Origin of the sequence: Mycolicibacterium flavescens, assembly GCF_001722335.1 — a bacterium.
Classification (GTDB): domain Bacteria; phylum Actinomycetota; class Actinomycetes; order Mycobacteriales; family Mycobacteriaceae; genus Mycobacterium; species Mycobacterium flavescens.
Window position 1 is genome coordinate 218,785 of sequence record NZ_MIHA01000003.1, and the last position, 15,107, is coordinate 233,891.

The 15,107-nt window shown below is 69.0% G+C and carries 15 protein-coding genes and 1 tRNA gene; 6 read left to right on the forward strand and 10 right to left on the reverse strand.

Annotation, left to right across the window (positions count from 1 at the left end; translation table 11 throughout):
* Nucleotides 1–13 precede the first annotated feature (13 nt).
* The gene (locus BHQ18_RS05510; protein ID WP_069412564.1) at nucleotides 14–1,276 is read left to right on the forward strand and encodes a YibE/F family protein; all 1,263 of its coding nucleotides are present in this window, start codon (nucleotides 14–16) and stop codon (nucleotides 1,274–1,276) included.
* Here the strand turns inward: BHQ18_RS05510 and rfbA are convergent.
* The 6 genes from rfbA to BHQ18_RS05540 all read right to left on the reverse strand — a co-directional run bounded on the left by rfbA (nucleotide 1,230) and on the right by BHQ18_RS05540 (nucleotide 7,075).
* Complete coding sequence (rfbA, locus tag BHQ18_RS05515; protein WP_069412565.1) at nucleotides 1,230–2,093, reverse strand: glucose-1-phosphate thymidylyltransferase RfbA; 864 nt, start codon at nucleotides 2,091–2,093, stop codon at nucleotides 1,230–1,232. The genes BHQ18_RS05510 and rfbA overlap by 47 nt on opposite strands.
* Before the next feature lie 9 nt (nucleotides 2,094–2,102).
* Nucleotides 2,103–2,846 (reverse strand): maleylpyruvate isomerase family mycothiol-dependent enzyme, encoded by a 744-nt coding sequence (locus tag BHQ18_RS05520; RefSeq protein WP_069412566.1) that lies wholly within the window; start codon nucleotides 2,844–2,846, stop codon nucleotides 2,103–2,105.
* Nucleotides 2,847–2,901: 55 nt separating this feature from the next.
* Nucleotides 2,902–4,209 (reverse strand): cytochrome P450, encoded by a 1,308-nt coding sequence (locus BHQ18_RS05525; RefSeq protein WP_069412719.1) that lies wholly within the window; start codon nucleotides 4,207–4,209, stop codon nucleotides 2,902–2,904.
* A gap of 59 nt (nucleotides 4,210–4,268) precedes the next feature.
* Nucleotides 4,269–5,867 carry a DUF7159 family protein gene (locus BHQ18_RS05530; RefSeq protein WP_069412567.1) on the reverse strand — a complete coding sequence of 533 codons (1,599 nt, stop codon included), beginning with the start codon at nucleotides 5,865–5,867 and terminating at the stop codon, nucleotides 4,269–4,271.
* A 202-nt stretch (nucleotides 5,868–6,069) separates the two neighbouring features.
* Complete coding sequence (gene dcd, locus BHQ18_RS05535) at nucleotides 6,070–6,639, reverse strand: dCTP deaminase (RefSeq protein WP_069412568.1); 570 nt, start codon at nucleotides 6,637–6,639, stop codon at nucleotides 6,070–6,072.
* Nucleotides 6,640–6,742: 103 nt separating this feature from the next.
* Entirely contained in the window at nucleotides 6,743–7,075 is a 333-nt protein-coding gene (locus tag BHQ18_RS05540; RefSeq protein ID WP_069412569.1) for a hypothetical protein, read from the reverse strand.
* Between the two features lie 567 nt (nucleotides 7,076–7,642).
* On the opposite strand from BHQ18_RS05540, the gene BHQ18_RS05545 reads away from it, so the two are divergent.
* The 3 genes from BHQ18_RS05545 (at nucleotide 7,643) to BHQ18_RS05555 (ending at nucleotide 10,824) form a co-directional block, all read left to right on the forward strand.
* Nucleotides 7,643–7,716 (forward strand) — tRNA-Gly (locus BHQ18_RS05545).
* 173 nt (nucleotides 7,717–7,889) lie between these two features.
* Entirely contained in the window at nucleotides 7,890–8,213 is a 324-nt protein-coding gene (locus BHQ18_RS05550) for a hypothetical protein (protein ID WP_069412570.1), read from the forward strand.
* 343 nt (nucleotides 8,214–8,556) lie between these two features.
* On the forward strand, nucleotides 8,557–10,824 hold the full coding sequence (locus BHQ18_RS05555) for an alpha/beta hydrolase family protein (protein ID WP_131815653.1): 2,268 nt from the start codon (nucleotides 8,557–8,559) through the stop codon (nucleotides 10,822–10,824).
* Nucleotides 10,825–10,867: 43 nt separating this feature from the next.
* On the opposite strand, the gene BHQ18_RS05560 is transcribed toward BHQ18_RS05555, so the two are convergent.
* Nucleotides 10,868–11,524, reverse strand: coding sequence for a VldE C-terminal domain-containing protein (locus BHQ18_RS05560; protein WP_109789197.1), 657 nt, complete (start codon nucleotides 11,522–11,524; stop codon nucleotides 10,868–10,870).
* 90 nt (nucleotides 11,525–11,614) lie between these two features.
* On the opposite strand from BHQ18_RS05560, the gene BHQ18_RS05565 reads away from it, so the two are divergent.
* The gene (locus BHQ18_RS05565) at nucleotides 11,615–12,379 is read left to right on the forward strand and encodes an SDR family NAD(P)-dependent oxidoreductase (RefSeq protein ID WP_234794080.1); all 765 of its coding nucleotides are present in this window, start codon (nucleotides 11,615–11,617) and stop codon (nucleotides 12,377–12,379) included.
* Here BHQ18_RS05565 and BHQ18_RS30435 read toward each other — a convergent pair.
* Both BHQ18_RS30435 and BHQ18_RS30440 read right to left on the reverse strand, forming a co-directional pair.
* Nucleotides 12,260–12,766, reverse strand: coding sequence for a glycoside hydrolase family 26 protein (locus tag BHQ18_RS30435; RefSeq protein WP_234794094.1), 507 nt, complete (start codon nucleotides 12,764–12,766; stop codon nucleotides 12,260–12,262). The genes BHQ18_RS05565 and BHQ18_RS30435 overlap by 120 nt on opposite strands.
* Nucleotides 12,700–13,314, reverse strand: a complete 615-nt coding sequence (locus BHQ18_RS30440) for a glycosyl hydrolase (protein WP_234794081.1) — start codon at nucleotides 13,312–13,314, stop codon at nucleotides 12,700–12,702. The genes BHQ18_RS30435 and BHQ18_RS30440 overlap by 67 nt, the downstream gene beginning before the upstream one ends.
* 154 nt (nucleotides 13,315–13,468) lie before the next feature.
* Between BHQ18_RS30440 and BHQ18_RS05575 the strand changes: the two genes are divergently transcribed.
* A complete protein-coding gene (locus BHQ18_RS05575) occupies nucleotides 13,469–14,629 on the forward strand; it encodes a DUF7159 family protein (protein ID WP_069412574.1) in 1,161 nt (386 codons plus the stop codon).
* Here the strand turns inward: BHQ18_RS05575 and BHQ18_RS05580 are convergent.
* Nucleotides 14,626–15,069, reverse strand: a complete 444-nt coding sequence (locus BHQ18_RS05580) for a cupin domain-containing protein (protein WP_069412575.1) — start codon at nucleotides 15,067–15,069, stop codon at nucleotides 14,626–14,628. The genes BHQ18_RS05575 and BHQ18_RS05580 overlap by 4 nt on opposite strands.
* Nucleotides 15,070–15,107: the final 38 nt, after the last annotated feature.

The following is a 15,107-nucleotide window of genomic DNA, read 5'->3' on the forward strand; positions in this document are numbered from 1 at the left end:
CTACCCTGACCGGGTGGCGCACTCACACGGACACTCGCATTCGCTCGACGGCCCGTCCCCGCTGGGTCCGGTGGCCGCCAGGGTGGTCGTCGGCCTGCTGGTGGCGATCGGGGTGGCCACGCTGATCGGCGCCGCGCTGCTGTGGCCCAGCGGCGAGAAAGCCGACATCCCGCTGCCGTTCCAGAACGCCGCGGGCGGGGCCGTCACCACCGAGACCGGCCATGTCGTGTCCAGCGCCGCGGCGACGTGCGGAAGTCCTTCGGCGGGTGAGGTGCTCACGTCGGCGCCGATTCCCGCCGACAGTCAAGGTGCACCGTGCGTGCAGTCTCTGGTGGCGATCGACTCGGGACCGAACAAGGGCGCCAACACCTTGTTGGAGATCGGCGTCGGGCCCGGGCAGCCCACCCTGTCCGTCGGCGACGACATCCGGCTCAGCAGGCAGGTCGACAGCGCGGGCGCCACCACGTACGCGTTCTACGACTTCGAACGCACGTGGCCGCTGGCCGCGTTCGCCGTCGCGTTCGCGGTCGTGATCGTGGCGGTCGCCCGGTGGCGTGGCCTGCGCGCCCTGGTCGGCATCGTGATCGCGGTCGGGGTGCTGGTCGTGTTCCTGTTGCCCGCGCTGCGCGACGGCGCACCGGCCGTCCCGGTGGCCCTCGTCGCGTCGGCGGCGATCCTGTACGCGGTGATCTACCTCGCCCACGGCGTGAGCCTACGCACCAGCGCGGCGCTGCTCGGCACATTGGCGTCGCTGCTGCTTGCCGCGGTGTTGTCCTGGGCAGCAATCGAATTCACGCATCTGACCGGGCTCTCAGAGGATCAGAACAACGAGGTCGCGGCGTACCTGGGCAACGTGTCGATCACCGGAATGCTGCTGGCCGGGTTCATCATCGGTTCGCTCGGTGTGCTCAACGACGTCACGGTCACGCAGGCGTCGACGGCGTTCGAGCTGGCCGCGGTCGGCGACGGCGCCACGCGCCGCGAGGTCTTCGTCGGCGCGATGCGCGTCGGCCGCGACCACATCGCGTCGACGGTCTACACGCTGGTGCTGGCGTACGCGGGTACCGCGCTGCCGCTGCTGCTGTTGTTCAGCGTGGCCAACCGTTCGCTCGGCGACGTGCTGACCGGCGAGAGCGTGGCCATCGAGATCGCGCGCTCGGCGGTCGGCGGTATCGCGCTGGCCCTGTCGGTGCCGTTGACGACCGGTATCGCCGCGGTGCTGGCGACCCCTAGCGCTCCAGCAGTTCCAGCAGATACCGGCCGTAGCCGGACTTGAGCAGCGCCTGCCCGCGGGCGGCGAGCTGTTCGTCGTCGATGAACCCGACCCGCCAGGCGACCTCCTCGGGGACGCCGATCTTCAACCCCTGGCGGCGTTCGATGGTGCGCACGTAGTCGCTGGCGTCGAGCAGCGAGTCGAACGTGCCGGTGTCCAACCAGGCGGTGCCGCGGGCAAGCACCTCGACCCGCAGCCTGCCCTGTTCGAGGTAGGTCTGGTTGATCTCGGTGATCTCGTATTCACCACGCGCGGAGGGCTTCAGCGAGCGTGCGATCTCCACGACGTCGTTGTCGTAGAAGTACAGACCCGGCACCGCGTAATGCGATTTCGGCGTCGCGGGTTTCTCCTCCAGCGACCGCGCGGCACCGTCGGGGCCGAACTCCACCACGCCGTAGTCGGCCGGGTTGGACACCCAGTAGGCGAAAATCGCTCCCCCGTTGACGGTTTGGAAGCGGCTCAGGCTGGTGCCGAGGCCGGGACCGTAGAAGATGTTGTCGCCCAACACCAACGCGATCGAGCCGGTGCCGATGTGGTCGGCACCGATCACGAACGCCTGCGCCAGGCCGTCCGGGCGCTGCTGCACCGCGTAGGTCAGGTTGATGCCGAAATTCGAACCGTCGCCGAGCAAGCGGTGAAACGCGTCGGCGTCCTGCTCGGTGGTGATCACCTGGATGTCGCGGATGCCGGCCATCATCAACGTGGACAGCGGGTAGTAGATCATCGGTTTGTCGTAGACCGGGACCAGCTGCTTGCTGACGCCCATGGTGATGGGGTACAGCCGGGTGCCCGCACCGCCGGCCAGGATGATGCCGCGCATGCCGTCAGCTTAGAAGGCCGTGCGCTCCAGCCATCTGTCCCACACCGCCGCGTCACCGAGCACTTCGACACCGAGGTCGCTCGCGGTGCGTCGGCGGGTCAGCGCGAGCAGCAGTTCGGTGGCGGTGGCGCGCAGCGCGGCGTCGGCCTTGCTGTGGTTGTGCGACCACCAGACGCCGTCGTCGTCGTGCACGATCGTCCATTCACCCGTCGGCCCCAGGCCATCGTCTGTGGCGTGCATGTGCAGGCTGCGGCCGCGGTCCAGCGCGGGCTGGGCGCTGTTCTGCGCCATCAGCTCCACCCACTCGCTGATCGCGTCGGCGGCCAGGTCGGCGGGCGGTTCGTAGCCGGCGCCGACCGCCAGCGCCGCGTCGGCGCGGTGCACCTCGACCTCGTGCAGGCGACGCCGGATCCACCAGCCCGCCGGCCGCGGACCGAGGAAGGTCCACACCCGGGTGGCCGCACCCACGCGGTCGACGGCGTCGATGACCAGCTGTGCACCCTCGAGCAGCCAGCGGGTGGCCGCGTCGGGGTCCTCGGGCGGTTTCCCGTCACGCACGTCGCGGGGATCCAGCGCCGCGATCCGCTGTTCGGCGATGATCTGTGCGGCCCAGCGGTTTCCGCGACCGACATGGCGGAACAGGTGTTTGAGCGTCCAGTCGGGACAGGTCGGCACGGGCGTTGACGGGTCTGCACTGCGGATCAGCTCACCGAAGGATCGGGTCTGGTCGAGCAGCGCCGCTCGGAAATCCACGCTTGCGAACCTACTCAATACCGGACGCGAAAGCCCCCGATAACGGTGATTCGGATCAGGACGGCGTACTAACCGCGGCGCGGGACCCCAACTCGATCGGCAAGGTCGACCAGCCGCGCAACACCCGGGTGTCGCGCCTGCTGCCGCGCCCGGCCAGCCGGGCGTTCGGGAACCGCTCGAAGAAGGTGCGCAACCCGACTTCGCCTTCGGCGCGGGCCAGCGCCGCGCCCAGGCAGAAGTGCCGCCCGCCGGAGAACGACAGGTGCTTGCCGGCGTTGTCGCGTTCGAGGTCGAAGGTGTGCGGGTCGTCGAACACCTTCGGGTCCCGGTTGGCGCCCGCGACGTACAGGATCACCCCTTCGCCTGCACGTACGACACGTCCGGCTATTTCGTTGTCCACCTTGGCGATTCGCGCGGTCAGCTGCACCGGCGGGTCGAGTCGCAGGATCTCCTCGACCGCGGTCGGCCACAGTTCGGGGCGGGCGGCGAGCGTTTCCAGGTGCTCGGGGTGGTCGAGCAGGAGGCGAATGCCGTTGCCCAGCAGGTTCACCGTCGTCTCGAAGCCGGCCGCGAGCACCAGCCCGGCCGTGGCCAGAAGCTCCTGGTCGTTGAGCCGGGCCCCCTCGTCGGAGGCCGCGATCAGCTGGCTCATCAGGTCGTCGCCGGGGTTGGCCCGCAGCTGTTGAAGGTGCGCCGAGAGCCAGTCGTTGAAGCCTTCGATACCGCGGTAGACGGTGCGGTACTGCGACCAGGTCAACCCGATGTCCAGGCTGGGGGCGGCGAGCTCACCGAATTCGAGGACCCGGGGGCGAGCGTCGTCGGGCACGCCGAGGATGTCGCCGATGACGGTGACCGGAAGTTGCGCGCAGTACCGTTCGACGACGTCGACGGTCCCGGCGCCGGACAGCTCGTCGAGCAGCGAGTCGGCGGTCTGCTGCACCCGATCCTTCAGCGCCGCAACGGCTCTGGTGGTGAACACCGACGACACCAGTTTGCGGTAGCGCGTGTGCTCGGGCGGCTCGACAGACAGCATCGACGGCGGTTCCAGCGGATGCAGCAGCCCGGTCTTGGTGTGGTTGGCGACCCACTGCAGCGGCTTGGGCAGGTTCGAGCCCATCGCGGTGACGCGGAAGTCGTCGGAGCGAAGCAGGTCGTTGGCGATCTGGTGGTCGACGGTCATGTGCACCGCGGCGGCCCGCACGATCGGGCCGCGTGCCCGCAGTTCCTCGGTGAACGCGACGGGGTCGGCGCGGACCGCCGGATCGGCGATCAACCGGCCCTGCGGGTCGCCGCGGCGGGCCAGCAGCTTCGAGGCGCCGCGCACGAATCCGTGTACCGCGAGCCACCGGATCCGGTGCCGGATGGGACCGGCGCGCCGGACCGCGCGGGTGTCGTCCACGTGACCTCCTCGGAAGCGGGCCGCTAGCTGCAGAAGATCAGGAAGCAGTTCGGCGCGCCCCCGGAACCACCCGAGCCGCTTCGTCCGGGCGAGCGGTCGTCGCCCCCACCGGACCGGCGGCCGTCACCGCTGCCCGGGTAGCCGCCCGAACCGGGATAACCCCCGGAGCGGCTGCCGGATCCGTCCTGCCACGGCGGTACCTGCGGAGCTTCGGGTTCGGGCGCCTCGGGTTCCTGCTGCCAGGGCGGCGTCCACGGCGGCTTCGGCGGCGTCCACGTAGGTTTCGGCGGGGTCCACGGCGGTTTCGGCGGGGTCCACGTGGGCCGCGGCGACCAGGGGTTCCACGGGTTCTGAGGCCGCGGGTACAGGTAGGGCGGCGGCGACACGACCGGCGGCACGAACACCGGCACCGGGGCGGGGGCCACCGGAGCGGGCGCCGGTGCGGCCGGTGGCGGCGGAGCGGCAGGCGGGGGCGGAGGTGCCGCCGGCGGGGGCGCCTCGACGTAGACGGTGCGCGGCGCCTGCGGCGCGGGTTGCTGTTGCACCACGGGCACCGGCGGCTTGATGGTTTCGGCCACCGGCGGCGGCGCCTGCACAGGTTGGGCCTGCTCGACGGGCGCAGGCTTCGGTGCCGGCGGCGCCGGCACGATGGTGCTCGGCACGATCGCGCTCTGGCCGGGGCTGGGACGCTGATCGGCGGTCGGCCGGATGCTGACCGCCAGCGAAATCACCAGCGCCACAACGCCGACGACGAAGATCGACGTCAGCGCGCTGCCGACGAGCAGGAACGGCTTGCGGTCGTCGGCACCCGGCGGCGGATCCAGGTAGGCACCGTCCCCGCCGACCGGCGCGAGCTGGGTCTCGGCGGCGGCCATCCCGGCGTAGGCCGAGCCCGCCGTGGTCCCGTCCGGATCCTGCGAGTACGCCAGCCCGACAGTCGACGCCTCGAACGCCGGGGCGTGCGCTGCGGCCAGCGCCGCTCCGCGCGCGAGCGCCATCTCGGGTTCGTCGGGCGCCTGCACCGGCAGGCTCACCAGGTCGGCGAGATAGCTCTTGACCGAGCTGACGTCGACGCCGGAACCGACGACGAACATGCCGTCGGGCGGGGCGTCCTGGGCGGCGACGGCCGCGGCCATGTCGGCCAGCACGGCCATCGCGTCCTGGCTGTGCAGGGAGCGGCTGAGCACCTTGGTGACCGAACCGTCGTCGGTCTGCACCACCGACAGCGTCGCGGTGTCCCGGTCGATGAACAACAACGCGGTGGCCGCGTAGCCGACCGCACGGCCCACGGCCTGCGCGAGCGCGGCGGCGGCGTGCCCGTCGGAGACCAGCATGACGTCGTCGACACCGCGCGCGGCGAGCATGTCGCGTAGCTGGGCGGCTTCGGCGTGATCGCTCCACGTGACACCGATGGCCTTGAGGTCGTGCCCGCCGGCGTCGGCGCTCTCCTTGGTGCCCAGGACCGCGTCGACGACCTGAGCGGCGACCGAGGTTGCCGAGGAATCGGCGCCGCTGACGTCGAAGACGTCGTGGTCGACCGTCGCCCCGTCGGCTTTCTCACCCTCGACCAGCACCATGCGGACCGTCGTCGGTGTCATCGACACACCAAGAACGATGTCCACTGACCCCTCCAAAGTGTTTGCTATTCGTCTTATTCGTCGTGTCGCACCGCGCTCCACACAAGCCGGGGACTAGTCATTTATCGTCTCGAGCTGCACCGGCGTTACACCGCGAGCCGAATTTGCTGGAGGACGATCGGCCGTGACCGCGCCGGCAGTTTCGACCCTACCCGCGTCAACGATCGGCCGCGGCCGTCGGTTCAGTTCAGGATTTGATGAAGTTCTGGTACGAGCGCGACGGGGTCGGTCCGCGCTGGCCCTGGTATTTCGACCCGGCCCGGCTGCTGCCGTACGGATACTCGGCGGGACTGGTCAGCCGCAGCAGGCACAGTTGGCCGATCTTCATGCCCGGCCACAGGGTGATCGGCAGGTTGGCCACATTGGACAGCTCGAGGGTGATGTGGCCGGAGAACCCGGGGTCGATGAACCCGGCGGTGGAGTGGGTCAGCAGCCCGAGCCGGCCGAGCGAGGACTTGCCTTCCAGACGGCCCGCCAGGTCGTCGGGCAGCGTGCACAGCTCGAGGGTCGAGCCGAGCACGAACTCACCCGGATGCAGCACGAACGGTTCACCGGCGGCCGGCTGGACCAGCGTGGTCAGCTCGTCCTGCTGCTGGGCCGGGTCGATGTGGGTGTAGCGCGTGTTGTTGAAGACGCGGAACAGATTGTCCAGGCGGACGTCGATGCTCGACGGCTGGACCAGGGTGTCGTCGAACGGTTCGAGGCTCAGGCGTTCGGCGGCGATCTCGGCGCGGATGTCGCGGTCGGAGAGCAGCACGCGACGAGCGTAACGGTCGCTGAACCACCCCGGAACGCCGAAGTCCCCCAGAGCACCTGCTGGTGCGCTGGGGGACTTACGGGTCTGGCTGTTATGTGCCCTGTTACTTGCCCAGGCCGCTCAGGCCGCCGCCGATGGCGCCGAGCCCACCCTGGACGGCCTTGCCGGTCTGACCGAGGCCGAACTTGCCCAGGTCGCCCAGGCCGCCGATGCCGAACTTGCCGAGGTCGCCGGTGCCGCCGATGCCGAACTTGGTCAGGTCACCGGTGCCTCCGACACCGAACTGCACCAGGTCGCCGGTGCTGCCGACGACCCACTTGCCGAAGTCGCCTGCATCGCCTTCATCGGCGTGAGCGGCGGGCGAGAGCACACCGATCAGAGCGGCGCCGGCGATGGCCACGCCGCCGGCGAGGGCTGCGGGGAGTGTGAATTTCATGAGGTCCTCCAAAATCAATGGTCCCGACAGCAAAAAGATAGCCTGCCATCTGGCGAATGTGAAGTTGGTTGCCTGTGGCATTTTTAACTTTGCGAAATGTTTATTGAGGCAAGCGGCGGGTAGCGGCGGCAAGCGTTAGCTGAGGAATTGCGACGCCGGAGCGTACGGGACGTCTCTGAGATGTCGCCGCACACCGGGCCGAGACCGCGTCCATTCCAGGTCAGGCGTTGCTTTACAGCGATAAGCACCAGGCGAGTCTGATATCAGACATAGCTGTGGGGCACCACCCGGTCCGCGGTCACACCGCCCGCATCTCGGACCTGTCGGCGCTATCGATATTCGCCGGCGAAGCGTTACAGTTCGCAGCTCAGTCGGTAAAGCTCGCAGGATATGCCGCGCGGGTGTGGCGTCCGTCACTCAGTGCGCATTGCTGCTCAATTTACGGTGACGCTAATTTATTGGTGTCAGCAAATTGCTATCGATCGTGCTCGCTATATCGACGGCCGCGGCTGTCCGTGCTCTGGAACAGGACCGGCCGCGCGGATGTTAGCCTTCGTGGTCGAACAGGCCGGTGTAGTTCAATGGCAGAACATCAGCTTCCCAAGCTGAATACGCGGGTTCGATTCCCGTCACCGGCTCCACCACATGCATCCCGGGAATAAATCCGGCGACCCAGCGTTGCACTGAGTGACTCTCCTGGTCGAGAACCCGAACACTTGCTCCAGGCCCGACGATCCGATCGTCGGGTCTTCTTTTGTGCGTGCCGGCCGATCCCGGGGAGTCGCGAAAGGCTACGGAAAGAGGGAGATTGAATATGAAGAAGCTTGCCACCACAGTCGGGACGATCATGGCCGCCACCGCGCTCGGGCTGGGTACTGCCGCCACCGCGGTCGCCGCCCCCAGCGGGGTCAGCTCGGCCGACCAGACCCTGACCGAACTGCGCGCCGACGGCTACAACGTCATCGTCAGCCGCACCGGCACCGGAACGATCGACAAGTGTTCGGTGACCGACGTGCGACCCGGACAGACCTACTCACGGACTGACTCCGGTGTGCCCGGACACATCCTCGGCACGCCCGGCCCCAACATCGCCACGACGGTGATGAACAAGACCGCGCACGTGACGCTCGCCTGCTGAGTGCAGCTCTGACGGTCAGCCCCGACACCCGATGGTGTCGGGGCTGACTGCTCTCTAGCGAACTCCGTTCCGCCTTGTGGACCTGTTCTGCAGGGACGCTACCAAGATTTGCTTATTTGCCGAGGCAGGAGCTGGCGACCCGACACGCAACGCGGACCAGGCAAACTAGATTCGGCCGGGCCTGTGGACAAATCCCTGTCCAGTTGCTATTACTTGCCTACACAAGCACACTCAGCAACCGGTCATGCGACAGCCGCACAGCTTCTTGGTGAAGACGCTTTCCATTGCTGAAAATTAACGGTAGCGACAAGGCGCTCCATTTCGGGGCCCGGGGGAGGCAAACGTGTCGAAGAAGATGCGCAGGCAGATGAAGAAGGCGGCGATGGTCGGCAGTGCCGCCTCCGCCGCGACAGCGCTGACCATCGGATTGGCCGCGCCGTCGGCCACCGCCGCGGCGATTCCGTTCCAAGCCGCGGCGGCCCACACGGCGTCCGCGGAGGTCGATCTCGCCGCGCTGTCCACCGCGTTGGTCGAACTGCTTGAGGCCTACGCACAGGGCACGCCGCCGACCCAATTTCCCGAGGAGATCAAGGCGCTCGTCCCGGGCCTCGAGCAGTTGGGCCCGCAGCTGCTGGCCGCACTCGGCAGCGACGACAACGTCGCCTTCCTGCGGTCCCTGGACTTCAGCGGTGCGCTCGCCGGCCTCGGGCTCAACATTCCGAGCCTCGACTCGCTGCTCCCGATCCCGACCAGCTTCGAGTTCGGCGGCCAGGAAATCCCTCTGCCGCTCAAGGTGATTACCACCGGCGAACCGTTCGGCGCCCTCGCGATGCTCGGTCTGAACCCCTACTGGGCCCCGGCCTTCCCCGGCACCATCGCCGAGGCGATCAACAGCACCCCGTACGGCAACATCAACACCGAGATCAGCGCGCCGGTGTCGCACACGATCGACAATCCGCTTTACCAACCGGCCTACGACCTCGCGTACTCGATGGCCACGTGGCCGACATGGGCCGGCGGGGGCGGGTGCGCCTCGTCGAATACCGCGTGCCGTACCGCGTTCGCGCTCAACGCCGTTCGCAATATCTCGCCCACGGTGACCCTGAACGCCACCGCGACCGTCCCGGTAGACCTCGAGAACCTGCGCATCCCCGTCGTCGTCGCGTTCGGGACGGGCGCGCTCTCGGCCGGGTCGGCGTACTCACAGCTGGTGGCCGACCTGCCCAACCAGCCCGGCGGCACCGGAGAAGGCGCCGAAGCCGGCTCGAGCCTCACGATCCTGCCGATGATCCTGCTGCGTAATCCGGGCCGGGCCAACGGCGGCCTCGCCGCGCGGTTCGCGTCGTTCTTCGACCTCGTCGGGCTCGACACCGTCACCCCGGACGGACAGGTGGAACAAGACGGTGGTGCGGTGCTGGTGCCGATCAAGCTCGACGCGACGGTCGAGTACGACCCGATGTCGGACTTCCCGGCCTGGCCGAACCCGTTCTCGCTGGCGAACTCGTTGGCCGCCTTCGCCTTTCCCACCTACATCCTGCGTGGCACCGACCTCAACTTCGAGGATCTGGCCGGCACTCTCGGACCGGTGCTCGACCCCGTGTTGAACGCGGTGCTCGGCAACGTCCTGTCGGCCGCCATCGGCGACGGCATCACGGTCGACGTCGACTTCGAGGGCCTGTCGGTCCCGATCACATTGTCCCGGGCCACGCTGCTCGACCTGGCCGGCGGCCTGCTGCCCGATGGCATCGAGATCCCCGCCGAGGGCTATGCGGCCCTCAACCGGTACCTCACGTTCCGGTCGAACGCGCTGCCTCTGCTCGAACCGCTGCGCCTGCCGGTCGATTTCCTCAACCTCGCGACCGGGCAGAACTTCAGCAACCCGTTCGCCGATGCGCTCGAACCCGCGCTGCGGATCCTGACGAATCTCGGCTATACCGATGTGGACCAGAGCAACGGATACGAGCGGACGCTGACCGACGCAGGCACGGGAGCCAACAGCGGCGGCGTGCCGTTCGGCACCCTGCCCACGAACGTCGACTGGAGCCGGGTGCCCGCCGATGTGCTGTCGGCCCTGGTGACCGGCATCCAGCAGGAGTTCTTCAACGGCGCGATCCCGGGTGTGAATGCACCGTCGGACCCGCAGGCCAATCCGATCGCCGCGTTGATGCGTCTGCTGGGTCTCGCGACCGCACCGGCACCGGCACCTGAGCCGGAGCCTGAGGCTGAGTCGGACCTGCAGGCGGCCAACGCGCTGCCGAATGACGCTGCGGAGTCCTTCACGGTGTCGACGACCTCGGCGCAGCAGCGGACACAGGCCTCGGCCGTGGACACCCAGCCGCAACCGAATCCCACCCCGGCAGCCGATACCGGTGCATCGGAAGCGCAGACGCCGACACCGAAGAAGCGTCCGGAACTGAACAAGAAGAAGGAGACGCTGACGCTGGTCGACGACGAAAAGTCGTCGGATGCCGACGAGGAATCGACCGACGCTGCCGACGACCCCGTCACCGCGCCCGCCGACCCCGCCGGGCAGGGCGCCGGTGACCAGGGCGATGACAACGACAGCAAGGACGACACGGGCGACTCGCAGTCGTCCGGCGCCGCCGCCTAGAACAGCAGCCCCGACACCTTCAGGTGTCGGGGCTGTCTGCTGTCTAACGGAAGTAGATCTCGTCGCCGTCCGGGTAGCCGCCGCCAGTCGTCGTGATGTGCACGTGGTCGTAGTGGCCGTAGCCGCCGCGCTGAGCGCCACCCGGGGTGTAGTAGACCCCGCGCCAGATGGCGTCCTGCAACCCGAACCGCTTGGCGTTGCGCAGCGCGAACGCGACGATCTCGTTGCCCAGCGCGATGCCCTCGGCTGAACCCGGGTTCGGGATCATCACGTCCAGCGCCAAGCCGTTGGGATGCCAGCGCAACGCGTCGGACCGCACGCCGCCGATGCTCGGGATTTGCGGGAACGCCTCGCTGATCGCCCGCGAGGCCAGGATAGTCTTGACCTGCAGGCCGCGCTCCGGGGCGATACCGACCGGCAGTGACCGGTCGACGGTCCGGTACCGCGAGGCGGCGATCATGCGGTCGGGCGCCGCGTTGAAGCCGGCTTGACCGATCGACGGAGTCATGGCGGCTGCGGCCACGATCTCCATGCAGCAGGGCATGGTGTCTCCGACGACGACGGGTTCGCTCTCGGGTGCGGGCCGTGCGGTCATGTGCACATCTCCGCCGATCGCGAAGAAGGCCGCGGCCGGTGCGATGACTGCAGCCACACCCATCGGCGACGTGCGTCGCTTCTTGGCTAAGGAATGCCGTCCCACGAAAACGGATCGTATATCAAATCGTTACATTTGCCGCATTTTGGCCCGAACTGCTCGGTGGCCGCCCAACCAGCGGGAATCATCTGGTCCGTGACAGGACTGCTTGCGGACAAGGTCATCCTGCTCGCCGGACTCGGCGGCATCGGCAACGGACTGGCGCGCCGGTACGCCGACGAGGGCGCCTCCCTGGTCATCGGTGATCTGGACGCTGACCTGGCACAACGCGTCGCTGCGGAGCTCGGTGGCGAGCGGGTGCGGGCGGTCGCGCTCGACGGCGCCGACGAGCAGTCGGTGATCGACGCCGTGCATGTCGCCGTCGAGGCGTTCGGCCGGCTCGACGGTATGCACGTCAACTTCACCAACGCCGACGACGCCTATCTGCCCGGCGGGGTGGTCGAGCTACCGCTGGACGCGTTCGACGAGGTGATGCGGGTCAACACCCGCGGCTTCGTCATCTGCGCCAAGCACGCCATCCCCGCGATGCTCGACAGCGGCGGCGGCGCGATCGTGTTCACCGCCTCGATCGACGCCTACAACGGGGCGGGCACCCGGGTGTCGTACGCGATGAGCAAGGCCGCCGAACTGGCGCTGATGCGCCACATCGCCCGGCGCTACGGTCCGCGCGGCATCCGCTGCAACGCGATCGCGCCGGGACTGATCTGGCACTACAAGTTCGACGGGCAGCCGATGCCCGACGGCGTGGTCGAACAGGCCCGGGCCCGGCAGATGATCAAGTCACGCTTCGGCACGCCGGACGACGTGGCCGCGCTCGCCGCACTGCTGTTGTCGGACGACGGCAGCTTCATCACCGCGCAGACCATCGCCGTCGACGGCGGAGTCACGTTCCGGGCGTGATCCTCCCGCCCGCCCACCCCGTGATCCTCCCGCCCGCCCACCCCGTGATCGCGCCAGCGCGTCGGCCATCGCACGCGCCGACGACGGGCTGCTGGTGATCCGCCAGTCTGTTTCCTTGTCGTGCTCGAACCAGACGAACCCGATGACGTCGTGCTGACGGTCGAGGTACTCGATCAACCGTCGGACCCAATTCGCCTTGCTGCCACCGCTTTCCGCGCACCCCACCTCGGTCACCAGGATCGGCTTGGCCGGGGCGAGGGCACGAAGTTCTTCGAGCGCGGCCCCGAACAGCTCCTCCGGTTCGGTCCACCGCGTCGACGTCAGCCGCACGCCCCAGTTGTAGCCGTCGACGCCGAGCACATCGACGTAGTCGTCGCCGGGTACCACTGCGCCAGCGAACCCAGCGCACCGGCGGTCGGGGCCCACACCCACTTGACGTTGCCCACTCCGCGAGAGGTGAAGATGTCGTGCACGTGGCGCCACACCGCCGTGTACGCCGACGGGGATGTGCCGCACGCGGGCGTCCACGGATACCAGTCGCCGTTGAACTCGTGCGCGAACCGGATCATGGTGCGTCCGCCCCACTCGCCGATCTCGTCGGCCCACCGGTACACGTATTCGTCGAGCGCGCCGGCTTGAAGTGACTGCATCACCGCGGGTGACCGGTCGTCGGTCCAGCACCACGGCTCCCACGACACCAGCGGGTCGGCGCCGCAGTAGGACACGACGGCCATCTCGGCGACCGGCGGCGGCGCGAAGAAGTCCTCGAACGCCAGCACCAGTTCCGCGCGCCGCCCCACCGCGTCGGCGACCACCTGCCACTCCCGCGCCGCGGTGAACCCGCCGTGCGTGCTCAACCCGAAGCGCAGCGCGGCGGTGCGCGGCCGCCGCGTCTCCACCGTCGTCGCCGCCCGAGTCTTTACCTGTTGCTCCACCGATCCCCCCAGTGCCGATCCCCTGCTCGTGATGGTCGCAAACGAACGCGGCGGTAGCGGGGGATTTGACGAAGACGAAAGGATTGCTGCGGCCCGGAGCGGGAAGGGTAACCTCGGAACCTGCAAATCGTCGTTAGATCGGGGACGCACACCTATGGACCTCGTGCTCGGGCTGTCCATGACGTCGCGCACCGTCCGGTGGGTGCTCGTCGAGGGCACCACCGGTGAAGGCGCCACCATCGACCGCGGAAAGTTCGACTTCGACGCCGACGTGGACCCCGATGAGCTGCTCAACGTCGTGCTCGCCGACGCGGCCGGCGCCGCCATCCACTCCGTCGGCGTCACCTGGACCAACGAGGCCGAAGAGATCGCCTCCGGGGTGCTGGCGGCGTTGCAGGCGCGCGGCTACGGCAACGCGATCGCGGTCTCCGAGCTCGAGGCCGGCGACATGCTGGCCACCGGTATCGCCGACATCGCCGACTACGACGACGTCGCGGTCTGCATCGTGGAGCCCGACGCCGCGGTGATCGCGATGGTCACCGCCGCGGGCGTTTCCGTGGACCGCATCGCGCGGCCGCTCGACGGCGCCGACGCGATCGAGCTGACCAGCGGTGTGATCGCGATGCTCGAGCTCAACGAATGGCAGCCGCAGGCGATCTTCGTCGTCGGCTCGGCCACCGACGTCGAACTGGTCTGCTCGACGCTCGGCGACGTCACCGAGGCGCCGGTGTTCTCCGCGGCCGAGGCCGACCTCGCGATGGCTCGCGGTGCCGCGCTGGCGTCGGCGCGCGCGATCACCACCCTCGACGCCCCCGGCACCCGGCAGCGGTCGCGGGTCAGCGCGCTGGCCGCGGTGCTGGCGGCCGCGGTCGTCGCGTTCGTGGTGTCCGTCTCGGCGGCGGTCGGTATGAGCCTCTCCGGTGACCGCGACACCGAGGTGCACGCCGCCGCCGAAGAAGAGCCCGTCGCGGTCGCCGAAGCGCCGGCGCCGGCCCCGGAGAAGAAGACCCTCACCCCCGCCGAGGCGCGCCCGGTCGTCGCGCAGACCATCGCGATCGCCGCACCTCCCCCGCCGCCCGCCGCCCCGCCGGTCTACGAACCGCCCGCGTATCAGGCGCCGGCCTACGAGCCCCCGGCATACGTCCCGCCGGCCCCGGCTCCGGCCTACAGCCCACCGGCACCGGTTTACGCTCCGCCGCCTCCGGCCCCGGCCTATGTGCCGCCGGCGCCGCAGCCGCGCCTGCGCGACCGGATCATCGAGCGGATCCCGATCATCAACCGGTTCCACGAACCGGACTATTCGTACGGCCGCTAAGGGCAGGCCGCCGCCGCGTCGTCGCGGACCGCGCGGTCGGCGGGCACGGTGTAGGTGACCGTCGCCTCGGCGTGTTCGACGCCCTTGTTGGCCACCACGTGCGGGACGCCGGCGGGGATGAAGATCGCCTGACCGGCTCCGAAAATGGCTGGCGCACAGGCGTTCGCGGTCTGCAGATGGACGGCGCCTTCGTTGACCACCGAGTACTCCGGGCCCGGATGTGTGTGCCACCCACTGCTCGATGCCGGCCCGAGCACCAGGTTCTGCACGTGGAGCGTGGTCGGGTGGCCCACCGCGACGATCGCGATCGGCGCGTCGGTGGTGCCCTTGGCGATGTCGGTGCGTTCGATGTCGCCCTCGGCGGGCGTGGCGTGGGCTGCCGCCGGACCCAACCCGGCGACGATGGCCGCACCACTGACTGCCAGAATCACGCGCTTCATCTGCCCTCCCGATTGCCCACCCGGTGTCGCGATTGCCG